The 18596-nt window shown below is 36.4% G+C and carries 16 protein-coding genes and 1 tRNA gene; 10 read left to right on the forward strand and 7 right to left on the reverse strand.

Features of this window, described 5'->3' with window-relative positions; genetic code table 11:
- The first annotated feature begins 17 nt into the window (after window positions 1-17).
- The gene (locus Q4493_RS07585; RefSeq protein ID WP_303451082.1) at window positions 18-1886 is read left to right on the forward strand and encodes a DUF885 family protein; all 1869 of its coding nucleotides are present in this window, start codon (window positions 18-20) and stop codon (window positions 1884-1886) included.
- Between the two features lie 128 nt (window positions 1887-2014).
- Here Q4493_RS07585 and Q4493_RS07590 read toward each other — a convergent pair whose 3' ends face one another.
- The 3 genes from Q4493_RS07590 to Q4493_RS07600 all read right to left on the reverse strand — a co-directional run bounded on the left by Q4493_RS07590 (window position 2015) and on the right by Q4493_RS07600 (window position 4599).
- Window positions 2015-3016 (reverse strand): GGDEF domain-containing protein, encoded by a 1002-nt coding sequence (locus Q4493_RS07590; RefSeq protein ID WP_303451084.1) that lies wholly within the window; start codon window positions 3014-3016, stop codon window positions 2015-2017.
- A gap of 333 nt (window positions 3017-3349) precedes the next feature.
- Window positions 3350-4102, reverse strand: coding sequence for a UDP-2,3-diacylglucosamine diphosphatase (locus Q4493_RS07595; protein ID WP_303451087.1), 753 nt, complete (start codon window positions 4100-4102; stop codon window positions 3350-3352).
- 5 nt (window positions 4103-4107) lie between these two features.
- Entirely contained in the window at window positions 4108-4599 is a 492-nt protein-coding gene (locus Q4493_RS07600) for a peptidylprolyl isomerase (protein WP_303451089.1), read from the reverse strand.
- A 148-nt stretch (window positions 4600-4747) separates the two neighbouring features.
- On the opposite strand from Q4493_RS07600, the gene cysS reads away from it, so the two are divergent.
- Window positions 4748-6142 (forward strand): cysteine--tRNA ligase, encoded by a 1395-nt coding sequence (cysS, locus tag Q4493_RS07605; RefSeq protein ID WP_303451092.1) that lies wholly within the window; start codon window positions 4748-4750, stop codon window positions 6140-6142.
- 84 nt (window positions 6143-6226) lie between these two features.
- Here cysS and folD read toward each other — a convergent pair whose 3' ends face one another.
- Complete coding sequence (folD, locus tag Q4493_RS07610) at window positions 6227-7081, reverse strand: bifunctional methylenetetrahydrofolate dehydrogenase/methenyltetrahydrofolate cyclohydrolase FolD (RefSeq protein ID WP_303451095.1); 855 nt, start codon at window positions 7079-7081, stop codon at window positions 6227-6229.
- A 303-nt stretch (window positions 7082-7384) separates the two neighbouring features.
- Between folD and Q4493_RS07615 the strand changes: the two genes are divergently transcribed.
- The 6 genes from Q4493_RS07615 (at window position 7385) to Q4493_RS07640 (ending at window position 12294) form a co-directional block, all read left to right on the forward strand.
- A tRNA-Pro gene (locus tag Q4493_RS07615) sits at window positions 7385-7461 on the forward strand.
- A gap of 1166 nt (window positions 7462-8627) precedes the next feature.
- Window positions 8628-9068 carry a hypothetical protein gene (locus tag Q4493_RS07620; RefSeq protein WP_303451098.1) on the forward strand — a complete coding sequence of 147 codons (441 nt, stop codon included), beginning with the start codon at window positions 8628-8630 and terminating at the stop codon, window positions 9066-9068.
- Window positions 9069-9414: 346 nt separating this feature from the next.
- Entirely contained in the window at window positions 9415-9774 is a 360-nt protein-coding gene (locus Q4493_RS07625) for a hypothetical protein (RefSeq protein WP_303451101.1), read from the forward strand.
- A gap of 223 nt (window positions 9775-9997) precedes the next feature.
- Window positions 9998-11038 carry a hypothetical protein gene (locus Q4493_RS07630; RefSeq protein ID WP_303451103.1) on the forward strand — a complete coding sequence of 347 codons (1041 nt, stop codon included), beginning with the start codon at window positions 9998-10000 and terminating at the stop codon, window positions 11036-11038.
- Window positions 11035-11376 carry a hypothetical protein gene (locus tag Q4493_RS07635; protein WP_242285782.1) on the forward strand — a complete coding sequence of 114 codons (342 nt, stop codon included), beginning with the start codon at window positions 11035-11037 and terminating at the stop codon, window positions 11374-11376. Before Q4493_RS07630 ends, Q4493_RS07635 begins: the two co-directional genes overlap by 4 nt.
- Before the next feature lie 417 nt (window positions 11377-11793).
- Window positions 11794-12294, forward strand: a complete 501-nt coding sequence (locus Q4493_RS07640; protein ID WP_303451111.1) for a hypothetical protein — start codon at window positions 11794-11796, stop codon at window positions 12292-12294.
- Between the two features lie 64 nt (window positions 12295-12358).
- On the opposite strand, the gene cadR is transcribed toward Q4493_RS07640, so the two are convergent.
- On the reverse strand, window positions 12359-12748 hold the full coding sequence (cadR, locus tag Q4493_RS07645; RefSeq protein ID WP_036985255.1) for a Cd(II)/Pb(II)-responsive transcriptional regulator: 390 nt from the start codon (window positions 12746-12748) through the stop codon (window positions 12359-12361).
- Window positions 12749-12825: 77 nt separating this feature from the next.
- Here cadR and Q4493_RS07650 point away from each other — a divergent pair, with 77 nt between their 5' ends.
- Both Q4493_RS07650 and Q4493_RS07655 read left to right on the forward strand, forming a co-directional pair.
- On the forward strand, window positions 12826-13557 hold the full coding sequence (locus Q4493_RS07650) for a transglutaminase family protein (RefSeq protein WP_303451115.1): 732 nt from the start codon (window positions 12826-12828) through the stop codon (window positions 13555-13557).
- On the forward strand, window positions 13544-14431 hold the full coding sequence (locus Q4493_RS07655; protein WP_008114333.1) for a cation diffusion facilitator family transporter: 888 nt from the start codon (window positions 13544-13546) through the stop codon (window positions 14429-14431). The genes Q4493_RS07650 and Q4493_RS07655 overlap by 14 nt, the downstream gene beginning before the upstream one ends.
- Window positions 14432-14503: 72 nt before the next feature.
- Here Q4493_RS07655 and Q4493_RS07660 read toward each other — a convergent pair whose 3' ends face one another.
- Window positions 14504-17632 (reverse strand): efflux RND transporter permease subunit, encoded by a 3129-nt coding sequence (locus tag Q4493_RS07660; RefSeq protein ID WP_303451118.1) that lies wholly within the window; start codon window positions 17630-17632, stop codon window positions 14504-14506.
- Window positions 17633-17642: 10 nt separating this feature from the next.
- A complete protein-coding gene (locus tag Q4493_RS07665) occupies window positions 17643-18539 on the reverse strand; it encodes an efflux RND transporter periplasmic adaptor subunit (protein ID WP_303451120.1) in 897 nt (298 codons plus the stop codon).
- Window positions 18540-18596 lie beyond the last annotated feature (57 nt).

An 18596-nucleotide genomic window follows, 5' to 3' on the forward strand; every position in this document is an offset into this window, starting at 1 on the left:
AAAATAGGGAATTACACATGAAAATAGCACTTACCTTAGTGGCAGTAGGTATTTTAACTGCATGCCAACCTAGTTCAGTTTCTCAAGACTCTAACAACACCTCAGCGACTAAGCCATCATCTAGCATAGAGAATACAGCGCTTTCTGAAAGTGAACGTTTAAATGAATGGTTTGCAGTGAAATATGAAGAAGACTTGCAAATGAGCCCTATGATGTTGACGTTTTTAGGGCGAAAAGAAAAGTATGACCAAATAGATGATATGAGTGAGGCGGCAGAAAAAAAACGACTTGATTGGCAAGCAAAGACAGTTTCAGATTTAAAGGCTCAGTTTGATTATGATAAATTGGATGATGAAGCTAAGACCTCTTACGGTATTTGGATACATCAATATGAACAAGCGTTAGCCGGTCAAAAGTATAACCATAATCAATATATTTTTACTCAATTCAATGGTATTCAAGCATTTGCTGCACAATTTCTGATCAACTTTCATAAAGTAGAAAATGAAAATGACATGATCGCGTATAACAAGCGTATATCTGGCGTGGCAACCGCAATTGAACAACTGTTGGTTCGAGCAAAAGAAAATGCCAGTAAAGGTGTGAGACCCCCTCGCTTTGCTTACCAAGGGGTGATTGAGCAAGCGAAGAATTTGATTGCTGGCGCACCTTTTATAGAAAGTAAAAATGATGTGCCTTTATGGGCTGATGCGAAAAGAAAAGTTGCCAGTTTAGTTGCAAGTAACGAAATCGATGATACGCGTGCTGCTGAACTTGAAGCGCAGGCGAAATCAGCATTAAATGATGCTTTTTTGCCGAGCTATCAAGCTTTAATTTCATGGTTTGAGGAAGATATTGCCAATACCGATGCTATCGCGAAAGGGGTGTCTAGCCAACCTAATGGAGAGGACTTTTATAATTTCAGATTAAAAGCGTCAACCACGACTGAACTAACGTCGGATGAGATCCATAGTTTAGGCGTTTCTGAAGTTGCTCGTATTACCACAGAAATGAATACCATTAAAGATAAGGTTGCATTTGAAGGTGATTTACAAGAGTTTTTCACCTTCATTAAAACAGATGAACAATTTTTCTTTTCTAATACTGATGATGGCAGGTTAGGCTATATCAGTGAGACAGAAAAACACTTAGCGGCTATTAATCAAGAATTGCCAAAATTCTTTGGTATTTTGCCTAAAGCTGAATTAGTGGTTAAACGCGTTGAATCTTTTAGAGAGCAAGATGGTGCTGCACAGCATTATTTTCCCGGCACTCCTGATGGTTCAAGACCAGGTGTTTACTATGCACACCTTTCAGATATGAGTGCAATGCCCAAAAATGAAATGGAAGGCGTGGCTTATCACGAAGGTAACCCAGGTCATCATATGCAAATTTCAATTGCACAAGAATTAACCTCTATTCCTCAATTTAGAACTCAAGCTAACTTTACAGCCTACAGTGAAGGTTGGGGATTGTATGCTGAGTTGTTAGCTAAAGAAATGGGGCGTTATCAAGACCCATACTCTGATTTTGGCCGATTAGTAAATGAAATGTGGCGTGCAGTTAGGTTGGTTGTTGACACAGGATTACATGCAAAAGGTTGGACAGAGCAGCAAGCTATTGAGTATTTTAAAGAAAAAACACCTATTGCAGAAGAAGCGATTGTTTCTGAAGTTAGACGTTATCTTGTGCTACCAGGTCAAGCGACATCATATAAAATTGGCATGTTAAAAATTATGGAACTAAGGGCGCTTGCTGAAAAAATGTTAGGTGACAAATTCGATATTAGAGGATTTCACGATACAGTACTAAGTGGTGGGGCTATGCCTTTATCTGCATTAGAACTGCGTGTTACTAACTGGATTGATAGAATGAAATCGAGCTAATTTTAACTTGATAAATGGATGGATTTCGTAACTGTGATTCTATATCTGTAAGTTTATAATCCACAATAAAAAGTCAGCGTAATTGCTGACTTTTTTAATTCGAAAAAATACTTTATTAAAATACTAACTTATAAAACAACACAACAGTTTCTACCGGCATGCTTCGCTTGATAAAGGGCAGAATCAGCTACTTCAAACACTGATTTCCAGTTTTGATATTCTTGATACTCAGCAACCCCTGCTGAGATTGAAATTGAAGGTAAATAGGTATTCGATTTTTTTTGTTTTAATTTTAAATTTGTAATGGCAATACGAATTTTTTCGGCGATGTTTTTAGCTTCTTCTTTCGTTTTATTCGCTAATACCACCATAAACTCTTCTCCACCAAAGCGCACTGCAAAGTCAGTAGAGCTAATATGATCTTGTATGGTTGAAGCAACTCTTTGAATGACTTTATCACCAATTGCATGACCAAATTCGTCATTAAATTTTTTAAAATGATCAATATCAATAGAAACCGACGCATGAGTACTTTCCAGAGCTAGGTCTTTGAGTTTCTCTTCACATCCTCTACGGTTATATAAACCAGTCAATGAATCACGCATGGCTTCTTCACGCGATGCTTTTAATTGTGACTTCAATTGATTAACTTTGTTGTATGTTTTTTCAAGCTCACTGGTTAGATCATTATGCTGTTGCTGTGAATCTATTAAGGTTGAATTGATAAATCTTACCAGCGGCTTTAATGAACTCGCTTGATCTGAATTGGCTAATACTCGGTCAGCTTTTTTGAAATTTTTGGCGATCTGTTCGCCATTAATTGCTTGGCGTTCTAATTGTTCCATTGTTGATGTTAAGGTGTTTTCAAAAGGGGTGATAAACATCTTTTCAACATCTTCAGAGTTTGAGAAAAACTCGAGAAATAACGATTCAATAAACACAGCATCTAACGAACCATTCCAACTAATATACTCATCAAGCAAGAGATTCATTTTTTCATCTTTCTTAGATAAGTAATAATAAATGACAGAAAAATTAATTGGTGTAGGAGATACTTCATAATTACAGAGGAATTTGATTGTCTCTTCACTAAGTTTTACGGCGGATGAATAAGTATCGTGAGTATTCATTAATATTCCCTTAAAATAACTCTAACTGATTGGTAAACTATGTGATGACTTGCTATCAATCATAGTAAATATTTAAATATCTACAACTACATTTTTTGGTACTTTAAAATTCCGAGTAATAATTAAATCAAAAGAAGAGCTCTATATAATGATTGTTATGTGTAGATTACTTTCTTTTATATTTTGCTATAAACATTTGATTAATAATGTGATGGTATTTATTAATAAGTTGTTAATAAACACTTTTAGCTTAAATGAATTTCTCTTTTAGGTAAATTATACTTTTGTATAAAGTGATCATAAAAGTTATCAAAACTTTGTTAAAAGTAATATTTAGTTCGATGAAAGAGGGTTAAATAATAGCTCTTTATTCTTAGGGGTAACTTTAAGCCAAGCGCCTTGTTCGTACCAATCACCTAAAACAATTCTTTGCGCAGGAAGGTTATTTGCGGTTATTTGATGCGTGAAAGGTCTATGTGTATGGCCATGGATTAATACTTGAGATTGATATTGCTCTAGGCAGGTAACCACTTCGGATTCAGTCACATCCATAATATCTTGTGATTTTATTGCTGTCGCGGCGGCACTTTGTGAACGGTAGTTCTCTGCTATTTTTCTTCGCACAAAAAGCGGTAAACTTTTAATGATGGCTTGCCACCACCAAGAACGAGATTTTTTGCGAAATGCTTGGTAGTCAACATCGCGCGTGCATAACGTGTCACCATGCATAATCACCACAGGCTCCCCATATAAATTTATTAATGTAACTTCGGGTAACAGCGTCATCCCCGACATTATTGCATAGCGTTTTCCTAATAAGAAATCGCGATTGCCATGAATGTAAAAAATAGGGATATTTTTATCGGCAAGTGCTTTCAGAGCGGCAGCAATTTCATGAATAAATTCGTTGGTATCATCATCGCCAATCCAGTATTCAAATAAATCGCCGAGAATATATAAGGCTTCGGCATTTACTGCTTCGTTTTTTAAAAACGATAAAAAACAGGCCGTTATATCAGGCCTGTTTTGTGCTAAATGTAAATCAGCGATGAAATATGTTACCGCTGATTTATCCGGTGTTGCCATCGTGTTTATTCTACAATTGTGCTTTCAATGATAATTTCTTCTTTCGGTACATCATCATGATGACCTAAACGACCTGTATCCACTAAAGTCATTTTATCAACAATGTCCATGCCTTCGACCACTTCACCAAATACACAGTAACCCCAACCTTGTACCGATTCATTTTTAAAATCTAAAAAGTTATTATCGACTAAGTTAATAAAAAATTGAGCAGAGGCAGAATGTGGATCTTGCGTACGAGCCATTGCTAACGTACCACGCTTATTGCTTAAACCATTACTTGCTTCATTTTCAATAGTTTCACGTGTTTCTTTTTCACCCATGCCTGATGAAAAACCACCGCCTTGTGCCATAAACCCTTTGATCACACGATGAAAGATTGTGCCATTGTAAAAGCCATCTTCAGCATATTGTTGGAAATTTTTAGCGGTAATTGGCGCTTTATCAAAATCTAATGCAATTTTGATATCACCTAAAGTTGTTTTAAATGTGATCATTTTAATGTACTCATAAGAAATAGTGTGAGAATTGTAACCTAAAGCAAGAATCTGTAAAGGGAAGTGATGACCATAGTTAATAGTTCGGGTACAATTATCGAAAATTTTATCTCAATCTATTCTTTTAAATTTGGAGTCAAGCAACCTCATGTTACAGATATACAATACTTTAACCCGTAAAAAGGAAATTTTTACACCAATTCAACCCGGTAAAGTAGGTTTGTATGTTTGTGGTTGTACTGTTTATGACTTATGCCATATCGGTCACGCAAGAACTTATATTAGTTTTGACAATATTGCGCGTTATTTACGTTTTTCTGGTTACGATGTGAATTACATACGTAACATCACGGATGTTGAAGATAAAATCATCAATCGCGCCATTGAAAACAATGAAACGACGGAGCAATTAACTGAACGTACTATTGCCGCAATGCATGAAGACTTTGACGCATTAAACATGGCGCGTCCTAATCTTGAGCCGCGTGTGACCACTCATATGCCAGAAATTATTGCCATGATCGAAACGTTAATTGCCAAAAAGCATGCGTATATTGCTGGCGATAATGAACAAGGCGATGTGTTGTTTGACGTTTCAAGTTATCAAGATTATGGCAAACTTAGTGGCCAAAATTTAGAACAATTACAATCAGGCTCGCGTGTTGAAGTGGATGAAACAAAACGTAATCCAATGGATTTTGTCTTGTGGAAATCAGCGAAACCTGAAGAGCCTAGTTGGGATTCTCCATGGGGAGCTGGTCGTCCAGGTTGGCACATTGAATGTTCGGCAATGAATGCGAAAGTGCTAGGTAAGCATTTTGATATTCATGGCGGCGGCTCAGATCTACAATTTCCTCATCATGAAAATGAAGTAGCGCAAAGTTGTTGTGCGCTTGATACTCCTTATGTGAATTATTGGATCCATACGGGTATGGTGCAGGTTGACCAAGAAAAAATGTCTAAATCGTTAAATAACTTTTTTACGATAAGAGAAGTGCTGTCAAAGTATGATCCTGAAACCACACGTTTTTTCTTAACCACAGGGCAGTATCGCAGCCAGCTGAATTATTCAACTGAAAATTTAGAGCAAGCACGTGCGTCAGTTGAAAGAATTTATACGGCTTTACGTGATGTTCCTGTTATTGAAGGTTTTGAATTAGATAAAGATAATACGTTTGTGAAGAATTTTTGCGCGGCAATGGATGACGACTTTAATACCCCAGAAGCATTAGCTGTGCTTTTTGAATTATCGAAAGAGCTGAACGTTGCTAAACAAAACAATGGTGAAAATACCGTTGAATTGGCATCGTTGTTAAAAGGCTTAGGTGGTCTATTAGGTTTATTACAGTTAGATCCAGCAAGCTTTCTTCAAGGGACAGGAGATACTGACGAAGTGGCTGAAATAGAAGCGCTAATTAAGCAACGAAATGACGCTAGAGCTAATAAAGATTGGGCGAGTGCCGATGACGCACGTGATAAATTAAAAGCACTGAACGTTATTTTAGAAGATAGTGCTGGCAAAACGACTTGGCGTAAAGCGTAATTTATAACAAGATGGTTTGAGTACAACTATAAAACAAAGAGGCCAGCATTTTGCTGGCCTCTTTGATCAATCGCTTTTTGAAAATTAGCTGTGAAATTTCTCGCAAGCAATTAACGTGTTTTCAATTAAACTGGCAACTGTCATTGGACCAACGCCGCCCGGAACAGGGGTTATAAATGATGCTTTCTCTTTCGCAACATCAAAATCTACATCGCCGACTAACTTGCCATCATCTAAACGATTGATACCTACATCGATAACAATCGCACCTTCTTTGATCCATTCACCTGGAATAAATTTAGGTTTACCTACCGCAACCACGATTAAATCAGCATTACGCACTTTTTCTTCTAAATTCTTGGTGAATCTGTGAGTTGTAGTAATAGTGCAACCGGCTAGTAATAACTCTAAAGTCATTGGACGGCCGACAATATTTGAAGCACCAATGACTAAAGCATCTAAACCATGAGGTTTAACACCGGTTGATTGGATCAGCGTCATAATGCCTTTCGGTGTACAAGGTCTTAATCCTGGTAAACGTAAAGCAAGCTTACCGACATTAGAAGGGTGGAAACCATCAACGTCTTTATTGGGAGCAATGTGCTCTATCACTAAATTTGCATCTAAACCGACAGGTAAGGGAAGTTGTACCAGAATACCGTCGATCTCATCATCATTGTTTAACGTTGATACTAGGTCTAATAATTCTGCTTCTGTTGTTGATGCTGGCAAATCATAAGAGCGAGATACAAAGCCAACTTCTTCACAAGCGCGACGTTTACTGCCGACATAAACTTCTGAAGCGGGATCACTACCGACTAAAATAACGGCTAATCCCGGCGCTCTTAAACCTTGCGCTACGCGAGCACTGACCTTTTCTTTAACCGAAGTTCTTAATTGTTGAGCGATGGCTTTGCCATCAATAAGTGATGCAGTCATAATTCCTAGGGTGTCGATATGAAAAAAACAACGCATTTTCTCATAAATTCCATCGCAGGTGTAGGTGAATTTTTTGATATGTTATAGATATTGGTTATCATTTCTATGGTAAAAGTTAATTCATCGAATTTTTGGTTGTTAGTATTAATATTAACCAAATAGTTTCTCTATGAGGAAAGGTTGCTGTAAAAGTGAGCGAACGAATATTTATTTGTAAAAAACGTTTGACGAAGAACAGCCAACTAGGTAATATCCGCACCCGTTGAAAGCAAGCATGTTTTTAGTGTTTGATTAGACGAATGTCGGTGATTAGCGCAGCTTGGTAGCGCACTTGGTTTGGGTCCAAGGGGTCGCAAGTTCGAATCTTGCATCACCGACCACTTTCTTTTTTATAAATAATTTGAAAGTAACCTGTTATAAGGTACTGTGCGCCCTTAGCTCAGCTGGATAGAGCAAGTATTACCCCCTAGGGTATTACCTAACTTATCAGAATGTAAGGTTTTCGTGGTGTGTAGGGTAGGTAACTTTACCCATCTTCTGATAAAAGTTACCATGGTAGGTAACATGTTTATTTGTCTAATAATTCAAATAATCATATTATTTACAAATAAATATTAGTTTTTTATTATAGACTACTATTTGTAATAAAGGTCCGTTAGCTCAGCTGGATAGAGCATCCGCCTTCTAAAAGTAAAATTTGGGCCTTATTGGTGAAAACCTCTAAGTGTAAGATGTCAAATTCAGGGAAACCTTCCATGTAATGATGATGGCAATCCTGAGCCAAGCCTTACGAAAGTAAGGAAGGTGCAGAGACTAGACGGCATCCACCTAAAGCGAAAGCAATGGTGAAGGGATAGTCCAGCGCACGAAGCCAGTAATGGTGGCAGTGAAAACTGTAGTGTGATGAAGCGGAGGGTCACAGGTTCAAATCCTGTACGGACTGCCATTTTCTTTTATTTAGCTTTTAGTTAAATATCTCATTAATAATATTAATATATTATTTTTCTTAAATATATCTTCTGATATAAAAAATACTCCATTAAAGCTTCTATAAGTCTATTTAGAGCACTTAATTTAATTTTAAGTACAATAAGTTGCTTAGCATAAATTATCACTTAAATCGTATCCTGGCTTTTTAGATGAGTATTGATTAGTTAAAGTATTTTAAATTTATTCTCCTTTAATTCCCTTGAGCCAAGCTAAAAATATCTATTCTTGTGCATTGCACTATCGTTTACGCGATGTGAACTAAGCAAAAAGAGAACGCTAGCTTATTAGGTAGGTCATCAATCTCACACGCGATAAATAATCTTCTTTTGAATATCATTCATATCACTCGTACCTGTATTTTGTAAACCCAAAGCATACTTGATTTAGATACATTCCGGTTTATTTGTCTTAGATGAGTTTTATTTATAAAACAGTGCTAAATGACATTTTGAATATTTATTTTTTAGTATAGATTTCAGTGTATTAACTGTGAAACAATGACCGTTAGGAGTTAATTAATAGGAGATAACATAAAAAATATTATTGAGGTAATAAAATGAGCGTAAATTGTTTTTATAAAAGTGAATTAAAAGAAGAGTTGAAAAAAGAGCTACTTCACAACAAAGATTTTAGTAAGAAAGAATTGGAGTTTCTGTACTTTAAGCTATTTGAAATAATCAAAGAGTACGAGTTTTCAAAAATTTTAATTAAGCAAAATGTAAGTGTTGCTGGTGACGAAGGCATCGAATATTTATATTTTATTGACGGTCAGTACTTACCATTTCAACAAAGAAAAGATTTCGCAAGGTATGTTTTCAACAAATCTAAATTTGCGACAGATTTAAAAATGTCTTATCACAATCACTATGGCGAAGTTCTTATTAAATTTCTAGAAGCTGCGACAGCAGCATTAGTTGATTATGCTATTTCAGGTGTATTTAAAGATATAGTAAGTAATGGAGGGCTACTTGTTACGGCTCCAATGGAAAAGGCTTAATGTGCTTCAATCCTCCTAATTATGGATGCTGCTCGTATTAAAGTTCGTCTAATCGAGAAAAATTTTCTAGCCATGATATGTATTACCTTGATGAATAATATCAATGCAGTAAAAACTGTTTATCATATTACTAAAAGTGAAATTTAGTGTAATAATAGGCATGACTTTGTATGTGTTATCATATGAAGTAAGGCCGTATCAAAGAGGCCAGTTCCCACATTAGCGGACGAAATGGATTTACTTTGAGTAGTTAGTTAATTCGCATAGCGGATCATTTTCCAATAAAAATTTATTCAACAAGAAGTGCAGTGGGCTTTTTGTTGTTTATTTTTGTATTGGTGAATAAATGTCGCTAAAAAATGACGACTTGCTTAATAATGTAAAAAGACAGGCAAAAAGGCTTTCAAAAAAAATATCTATTCCGCTTGGGCAAGCCCAAGAAATGTTGTCCTATGTTGTTTATGGCTGTGATAGTTATGGACAGTTAATTTCATTGCTGAAGTCTGACTCCTTTGAAAATAAAAATTTGATATTAGCGGCTTTACACCCTAAAGCAGAAGACTTCCTTCTGAAATTTCTCAATACTGATATGAATAATATTTTGTCTCGTTTTAATGAAAGGGTTGAAAAAATAAAAATAAACGAAAATAGCGTTGTTGAAATTTTCGGTATTGAACCAACTGATTTTAAAAGTAAAATAAAATAAAATCCTTTTAAATTATACAGATACGTATAATTCTGTTCTGTTTACAATCGTTTTACTCTCATATATATTAGCAAAAAAGGCTGAACGGACAGCCTATGCCTACACATATTTAGCTGATATTTAAATATGAACGATGAAGCAGAGCATCCGTAAAAATTTGGTTTTCATAATTAACAAACTGGCGTTAGTAGGCTGTTGTTTGTTTTAATTTATGGATAACTAAATGATCACATCAGACACATTAACCTTAAAGTTAAAACTCCAAGCTAAACTTCTTGCAAAATCCCTAAATTTACCTGAATCATTTGGTTATGATTTATTAGCAAAAACTATCTACCAACATATAGACTTTGAAGATTTATGCGACTCAATAGCTGAATTTAATTATGCATCAAGTTTTGGGGCTTTATCTGAATATCAAAAGTTAAAGTACGTATTGATCTGTGAAGTGGAAGATAAAGAATTAATTGAAGAACTTCATTTAGAAATAGAACAAATGGCGATTCGACTAGAATCGAAGGCAGTAATAAATATTTCTGATATTGATTTGATTTCAAATTTATATAAATTATTTGGTCTTGAGAATGAGTCAAAATACATTGTAGATGCCGAGCACATCGAATTGGATTGGCAACTATGTTTTGATTCATTACAAGATCATTACGCTGTTTTAAGCACTGATCTGTTAATCAATGAAATACCATTCCGTTTTCTAGCAACAAAAGTTTCATTTGATGAGTTCTCTGTTGATAACGTAAAGCATTCACTTCATACGAATCTTACACAATCAGATGACTCATCTGCTAAAACAAACGAAGAAAGAATAAAAATAGATGAACATATAAAATGGGTAGCTGATAGCTGTGACTGCTTATCAAATTTTGAATCAGATACTCCTGACCGCAATCCTTCTTATTTTAAAATAAATAACCAAAACTATCTGGTATTTGGTTTCCCATTATCACCGCATTTGTCAATCACTGACATTGGACACGCCCCCAATATTAATATTCGGATAAAAGATACTGAAGAAAAGCAGGTGTTTATTTTAAATTTAGGAAGTGAAAGATTAACTCTTGAGTGCATTTTTCTGAACAAAATCGAGGACGGTGAAAAGTGCTATTCACCGAAAAACCAATGGATTAATGATTCACTTTTATCTCGTAAAGATGCATGTCAATTTCGAATTGTTTTCAATAACTCATATTACCTAATGATCTTGAGACCTTTTGCTCACGTAGATTGGCTGGTGAATGCGTTATGATAAAAACATTCTTAAAAAGCGCAACAGTATTGAGTGTTTTTGATTTCCATAATGATGAGAAAATTTTTCTTGGGGAAATGTTATTCGGTATTGTTCATTCAGATCAAACGTATCTATTTGAGAAAGGGCAAAGGGTAATAACATCAATTATCAAATCTCAAAATAACTTTGAATTCATTACAAAAAGCGATAATTGTTATGTCACTGAAGATAAACCCGAAAGTTTTGAGTTGAGATTATCTGAATTTGTAGTTATGAGACATTTGTTGCTTTCACCTGCTGAAGTAATTGAAGCAAGAGAGAAATTAGAGCGTGAAGATGCAAAACGATTACATTGAACGGTGGTCAAATGATACATAGTCAAAGAGCAATAATGACCTCAGTCGATCATCTCAATGAAAATTTTGAAGTCAAAGTAAATAGGTGCCCAACTGAATTTTAAGATGATTCAGATAGCAGTGTATTATTTTCACTGCCAAAAGATAAATTCAGTGACTATTTTGAAGTTGGTGATTTGATTGAATTCAAAAGCCTGGGTAGTTCCAGCCTAGAAATTGCCAACTTAAGCTGCAAGGTGCTTAGGCCAGCTAAGTTTAAACGCGAGCTAAACTCAATATTGAGGCGGTTAGATGATCATCATCATCCGTTGAAACGATGCATTTTATTAACCGAAGATAGCCTTGTTTTATTGTCTATAGACAAGAACACTGAAGAGTTAATGCTATTAAAGAATCAGCAAAAAATTTAGAGTAATCATGAAAAATTTTGAAGATAAAGTTGTTAAAGTGATCTCTAAACTCACTTGTAATGGTTGTGGCGAACATGCAACTCAAGATGACTACGAATTTCATGAGTTTATAAGTATTGATCATAAATGTGGCTATGGAAGTATTCACGGTGATGGCAATCAAATCAGTATTGATCTCTGCCAGAAGTGCTTTGCTGATATGTGCGGTGATAGTTTAACCGTTATTGAGCCTAATGATGAAAAGCATGATAGTTGTTCACGAATTGATGTAAAAGATATTTTGTCAGCAAATAAAATAAGTAATCAGGAAGAGTTAACGTCTGCGTTAAAGCGGCTTGATCAACTGTGGGATGCTCAACACCTTTCAGAATCTGGAGGTGAGTTTCATCAACTAGTTGACTTGATTACTGCTTTTGAAGGGAAAAGCTGGGATTCATATTTTGGAACAGTTTATGCCGCATCAGATGATTTTATGTCGGAGCGTGCAATTACTGTTGGTAAATCTTAACAAAGTGGTATTAACAGTAGTAGGTGTTAACGATTTATATTCTGCCTGCATAACCCTAAAAGGATTAACTATCTAAAGATTTTATGATCCCACATGCTTCAATAGTATTGTTTGAACCACAAGCACTTGCCATCTGTTGTAACTCTGCTTTAAGCGCTCTTAATTCTTTCATGCGCTTATTCACTAATGCGAGTTGCTGATCAATTAATGCATTAACGCTAGAGCAGCTTTCTTCTGGCTTATTTTTTAATTCGATAAGACGTTTAATATCATTGAGTGATATATCTAGGCTGCGACAATGTTTTACGAATTCCAATTGTTTTAGTGCTTTACTATCATACAGCCTAAAATTACCTTCTGAACGGTTTGGATTTAACAGCAATCCTTCTCTTTCATAATATCTAATTGTCTGTATTGAACAACCTGATTTTTTTGAGAACTCGCCTATTTTCATAAAATTCCCTAACAAACTTGACTCTATAGTTACTATAGGATTTATAGTAATAATATACAAGTTAACCGGAGTATAAAATGGCTGAGAAATATTTAAATAATACGAATGTTGTTAATTTTGAACACAAGAATATCCAATCTCTTATTAATAAACGAGGGTGGAAAAATTTGGATGATTTCAACAAAATTGGTGCCGCTTATCAGTTTGTAAAAGATGAGATTCTCTTCGGCTATAATGAAAGCGATGATATTGCAGCAAGCGATGTGCTAGCAGATGGTTATGGGCAATGTAATACTAAGGGTAATCTATTAATGGCACTCTTGCGTGGATTAGGTATCCAGTGTCGTTTCCATGGTTTTACCATTGATCAGCAATTACAAAAAGGTGCCATTCCCAGCTATATATTTTGGCTAGCACCTAAATATATTATCCATAGTTGGGTAGAAGTTTATTTTGATGGGCACTGGATTAATTTAGAGGGCTTTATATTAGATAGGCAATACTTAACCTCACTACAGCAGAAGTTTAACCAAGAAAAAGATGATTTTTGTGGTTATGGTGTTGCGACAAAGTGCTTTTCATCACCAGATACAGATTGGCGTGGAGAGGATACCTATATTCAAAAAGAAGGTATCCATGACAACTTTGGACTTTATAATTCCCCTGATGAATTTTACCTAGAAAAAGGCACAAATTTATCAGGAGTAAAACGTTGGTTGTATCAACGCGTGATCCGTCATTTGATTAATATGAATGTATCAAAAATTAGAAATACAAAAGCACTGGAGGTACAAAATGCACAACCATAGTCACAGTCACCATCATGAAAAAAACGACCGCATTGGTTGGGCGTTTTTTCTTAATGTGATATTTACTATTATTGAATTTATTGGCGGTTGGCTAACCAACAGTACCGCGATAATGGCTGATGCAGTTCACGATCTTGGTGATAGTCTTTCAATAGGTTTTGCGTGGATTTTAAGTCGTTTTTCAGATAAAGAAGCATCAGACAAATTCAGTTATGGTTATCGCCGACTTACACTTTTTGGTGCATTGGTAAATAGTATCGTTTTGATTATTGGTTCTATTTGGGTTTTATTTGAAGCAATACCGAGGTTGTCCAATCCTGAAATGCCTGTAGTTGAGGGGATGCTGGGACTTGCCATACTCGGTGTTGTCGTTAACGGATATGCGGTATTTAAATTAAAAGCGGGTGAAACACTAAATGAAAAAGTGCTGACATGGCATCTACTTGAAGATGTACTTGGCTGGGTTGCTGTTCTTATTGTTTCTGTCGTACTTTTTTTTGTTGAACTGCCAATTTTAGACCCTTTATTATCAATTGGCTTCACGCTATTTATCTTATTTAACGTTTTTAGAAACTTGAAATCAACGTTGGTACTTTTTCTTCAAGCGGCACCAGAAAAAGAGACCCAAGAACGTATTAAACAATCATTAATGGAATTTCCAGAAGTTAATGGTATCCATCACATGCACTTTTGGTCACTAGATGGTGAAAGTCACGTTTTAACAGCTCATCTTGAGCTGAGTGACAACTTTGAAGTTGAAAACTTAATTAGACTTAAACAAGAAGTTGCAACTAAATTAGCTTCCTATCATTTATCGCATACGACGATAGAGTTTGAGTTTTTAAATGAAAGTTGCCGAGACGATGCGAATTAAACTTTAAAAGTTGAAATAAAAAAGATTAAATATAAAAGCAGCTTAAACATAAATTAAGCTGCTTTTGGGGCATTAAATTTCGTCAGATTGCTGTTTACTAATCTCTGAGCCATGCGCCCACTGATATAAAACAGGTAATACAAACAAAGTTAAAATGGTAGAAGATACAATACCGCCGATAACAACTGTTGCTAGTGGTCGTTGTACTTCTGCTCCAATTCCAGTGTTTAGCGCCATTGGAATAAAACCTAAACTTGCAACTAGTGCCGTCATTAAAATAGGTCTTAAACGAATGATGGCACCTTCAATGATCGCTAAGTAAAGATCGCCTTTTTCATGCCAAAGGTCTCGAATAAAAGCCAACATAACCAAGCCATTTAATACGGCAACACCTGACAATGCAATGAAGCCGACACCTGCCGAAATAGATAAAGGCATGTCTCTTAAATAAAGAGAGAATACGCCCCCAGTTAATGCTAAAGGCACGCCACTGAAAATGATCAATGCATCTTTTAATGAACCAAATGCAATAACCAAAATACCTAAGATAACAACTAATGTGATCGGCACAACTAAGCTTAATCTTTTACTCGCTGACTCTAGTTGTTCAAACGTTCCGCCATAATCAAGCCAGTATCCTGCTGGGATTTCTCCTTCCTGATTAATTTTAGCTTTCACTTCTTTGACAAAACCGCCTAAATCTCTACCACGTACATTGACGGTAACCACAACTCTTCTTTTTCCGTTCTCACGGCTAATTTGAGCAGGTAAATACTCTGATTTAAGCTCTGCAACTTCTTCAAGTGGCACATAGTTACCATTCTCAAGTGGAAGCGGCAGATACTTCAAGCCATCGATATCCGTTCTTATTTGCTCTGGTAAACGAACAACTAACTCAAACCGTCTGTCACCTTCATAAATGATCCCCGCAGATTCACCGCCTATTGCTGTGGCAACCCAGTCTTGCAGTTCAGTAACACTCAAACCATACCTACCAAGCGCTTCGCGTTTAGGGATTACCGATAAAGATGGAACACCTGTGACTTGTTCCATTCGGGCATCTGCTGCACCATCGACGGTTTTCACAATATTTAGAATATCTTTTGCGGTCAGTAATAACCGATCCAAATCATCGCCAAATACTTTGATACCTACGTCTGCTCTAACACCTGAAATCAATTCATTGAAACGCATTTGAATAGGTTGAGTGAATTCATAGTTGTTGCCAGGAATGTTTTTCAATACCTCTTCCATTTCTTCAACTAATTCACTCTTCGGTTTTGAAGGTTCATTCCAATCTTTGCGTGGTTTTAATATAACAAAGATATCAGCAATACTCGGTGGCATTGGGTCAGTCGCAACTTCTGGAGTACCGATGCGCGAAAATACTTTATCAACCTCAGGAAATGCTTTAATACGTTTTTCAAGTACTTCTTGCATTTCTACTGATTGCTCTAGGCCAGTCGAAGGAATTCTTAACGCCTGTAGTGCAATATCACCTTCATTTAATTGTGGAACAAATTCTGTCCCAAGCGTAGTTGCTAACCAAAGGCTATACCCCATTAACAGCGTTGCAAATGAAACAATAATCCAACGAAATTTCATTGCCATAATTAGCAATGGTTTATAGATAGACTTGGTTGAACGAATAACAACACTTTCTTTTTCGCTGATTTTACCTTTCATAAATATCGCAACAGCAGCAGGAACCAGTGTAACTGAAAGGATCATGGCTGATATTAACGCCATTACGACAGTTGCCGCCATAGGATGAAACATTTTCCCTTCAACACCAGTTAGGGTGAAAATGGGTATGTATACCACTGTGATAATGGCTACACCAAACAGGCTTGGACGTATGACTTCTGAAGTGGCTTCAAAAACAGTATTTAGTCGTTCCCTTAGGTCTTGCCTATGACCGTTGTGTTGCGCCTCAGCTAACCGACGAACAGAGTTTTCAACGATGATGACAGCCCCGTCCACTATCAAACCAAAGTCCAATGCACCGAGGCTCATTAAATTGGCAGATACTCCTGCTTGTACCATACCTGTAATTGTCATTAACATTGATAGTGGTATTACGGCGGCTGTTATTAATGCGGCGCGTAAATTTCCAAGCAACAAGAAAAGTACAACGATAACAAATAGCGCACCTTCAACGAGATTTTTGGTAACGGTTGCAATCGCTTTATCTACTAAAGTTGTTCTATCGTAAACAGGCTCGGCGGTAATACCCTTTGGCAGAGATTTTTGTATTTCGCTGAGCTTCTGTTCCACTTCTAAAGCAACGGTGCGAGAATTCTCACCAATCAGCATCATGGTTGTACCAAGCACTGTCTCAATGCCATTACGAGTAGCAGCCCCTGTTCTAAGTTCTTTTCCTATAGCAACATTGGCAACATCACTTATTTTTACAGGAATACCATCGTTCTTTTTGATGATGACATTGAGGATTTCATCTATTGACGCAAGTTGCCCAATGGAGCGCACCAACACTTGTTGTCCGTTTTGCTCTATATAACCCGCGCCACGGTTATCATTGTTTTTACGCAATGCATCAGATATTTCTTCAAAGCTTACACGATGAAAAAGTAATTTTTCAGGTTTCGGCGTGATGTGATATTGCTTGTTGTAGCCGCCGATGCTGTTGACCTCAATGACGCCTTTAACTTGAGCCAATTGCGGTTTAATGATCCAGTCTTGAATTTCCCTCAGGGCAATAGCGGTATAAGGTTCTCCATTAGACATTTTAGCGTCAGGAGAAGCTTGCAGTGTATACATAAATATTTCGCCAAGCCCTGTAGAAATAGGACCCATTTCTGGCTCTAAGCCAGAGGGAATAACGCCTTTTATCGCAGCTAGTCTGGCATTGATTAAGTTGCGTGCGAAATAAATATCTGTTCCCTCTTCAAAAATAACGGTTACTTGGGATAAACCATATCTTGACAGGGAACGGGTGTGAGACAGTTTTGGTAGTCCAGCTAACGCGGTTTCTACAGGAAAGGTTACCCTTTGCTCTGCTTCTAAAGGTGAATAACCGGGAGCAGAAGTATTTATTTGTACCTGTACGTTTGTTATATCTGGAACTGCATCAATGGGAAGTTTTTGATAACTCCACATACCAACGCCGATGATTACCATCAGCAAGCTTAATACTAAGTAGCGCCTATTTATTGCAAGACGCAAAATTGATTCAATCATATTGCGTCTCCTAATCGTCGTCTTCTACTTCAGATTTCAATATATCTGCTTTAATCAGATAACTGTTTTTGTTTACATATTCAGCGTCTTTACTGAGGCCATCAATGACCTCGATATAGTTTTTGTCTGAACGACCGAGGACAAGTGGTGCAAACTCATACTCTTCATCTTCTTTTACAAAGACACCAAATTGTCCTCCCAGTTCTTGGATAGCAACTTTCTCAACGGCTAAATCCACCTTGAATTGATTTATTTTGACGTTGCCTTTTAATAATTGACCTGACGTTAGCTTTAACTCAGTGTTGTTTAAACGTACACGTGCTAAAACATAAGACTGATCTTTAGCTGGAATTATATTGGTGATGGTTGAGTTGAATGCCTGTTCACCATGCTCAATATCAACAGGTTGACCGACTTTAATTTGATTATATTGGCTGGTAAACACCTTAAATTCAGCCCACAAGGTGTCAAAATTGACGATTTCAAACAAGCTAGTGTTTTGCGTGATACCGCCAATATTTCCATTTCGCTGTAAAACAGTCCCAGAAACAGGCGATGTTATTTTATAAGTATTTAAGCTCTCATTAGATTCAATAACGGCTAATAGATCGCCTTTTTTTACCGTATCACCAACAGTGGAGTTTATTGTCTTTATAACGCCGTTATATCTAGCGCCAACTTGAAATAATTGTTCAGCGCCTATCGTCGTAGAGCCGTATACAGGGATAGTTTGGTTCAACGTTTTTGAAGCTAAATAGGCTGTTTCAACACCAACCTTTTTTGCCATGTTATTGTCGATTTTGCTTATGCCTTCTTCGCCTTCATGTTCATCTTCACTAGCGAAAACACTTTGAATGGGTGACAAATACCCAATAAAAATCAATAGTGCGAGTAAATAGTTTTTCATTTTTAATTCCTAAACGATTCAGTTAATAACTGAATCAATAAATTGTTATTAAGCTTA

This window comes from Colwellia sp. 1_MG-2023 (genome assembly GCF_030546755.1).
Lineage (GTDB): Bacteria > Pseudomonadota > Gammaproteobacteria > Enterobacterales > Alteromonadaceae > Thalassotalea_H.

Coding starts and splice junctions, on each gene's coding strand:
- Q4493_RS07590 (WP_303451084.1), bottom strand. CDS start 3,016: ATGAATACTCACGATACTTATTCATCCGCCGTAAAACTTAGTGAAGAG.
- Q4493_RS07655 (WP_008114333.1), top strand. CDS start 13,544: ATGCACAACCATAGTCACAGTCACCATCATGAAAAAAACGACCGCATT.
- folD (WP_303451095.1), bottom strand. CDS start 7,081: ATGACTGCATCACTTATTGATGGCAAAGCCATCGCTCAACAATTAAGA.
- Q4493_RS07640 (WP_303451111.1), top strand. CDS start 11,794: ATGAAAAATTTTGAAGATAAAGTTGTTAAAGTGATCTCTAAACTCACT.
- Q4493_RS07660 (WP_303451118.1), bottom strand. CDS start 17,632: ATGATTGAATCAATTTTGCGTCTTGCAATAAATAGGCGCTACTTAGTA.
- Q4493_RS07625 (WP_303451101.1), top strand. CDS start 9,415: ATGTCGCTAAAAAATGACGACTTGCTTAATAATGTAAAAAGACAGGCA.
- Q4493_RS07635 (WP_242285782.1), top strand. CDS start 11,035: ATGATAAAAACATTCTTAAAAAGCGCAACAGTATTGAGTGTTTTTGAT.
- Q4493_RS07630 (WP_303451103.1), top strand. CDS start 9,998: ATGATCACATCAGACACATTAACCTTAAAGTTAAAACTCCAAGCTAAA.
- cadR (WP_036985255.1), bottom strand. CDS start 12,748: ATGAAAATAGGCGAGTTCTCAAAAAAATCAGGTTGTTCAATACAGACA.
- cysS (WP_303451092.1), top strand. CDS start 4,748: ATGTTACAGATATACAATACTTTAACCCGTAAAAAGGAAATTTTTACA.
- Q4493_RS07665 (WP_303451120.1), bottom strand. CDS start 18,539: ATGAAAAACTATTTACTCGCACTATTGATTTTTATTGGGTATTTGTCA.
- Q4493_RS07620 (WP_303451098.1), top strand. CDS start 8,628: ATGAGCGTAAATTGTTTTTATAAAAGTGAATTAAAAGAAGAGTTGAAA.
- Q4493_RS07585 (WP_303451082.1), top strand. CDS start 18: ATGAAAATAGCACTTACCTTAGTGGCAGTAGGTATTTTAACTGCATGC.
- Q4493_RS07595 (WP_303451087.1), bottom strand. CDS start 4,102: ATGGCAACACCGGATAAATCAGCGGTAACATATTTCATCGCTGATTTA.
- Q4493_RS07650 (WP_303451115.1), top strand. CDS start 12,826: ATGGCTGAGAAATATTTAAATAATACGAATGTTGTTAATTTTGAACAC.
- Q4493_RS07600 (WP_303451089.1), bottom strand. CDS start 4,599: ATGATCACATTTAAAACAACTTTAGGTGATATCAAAATTGCATTAGAT.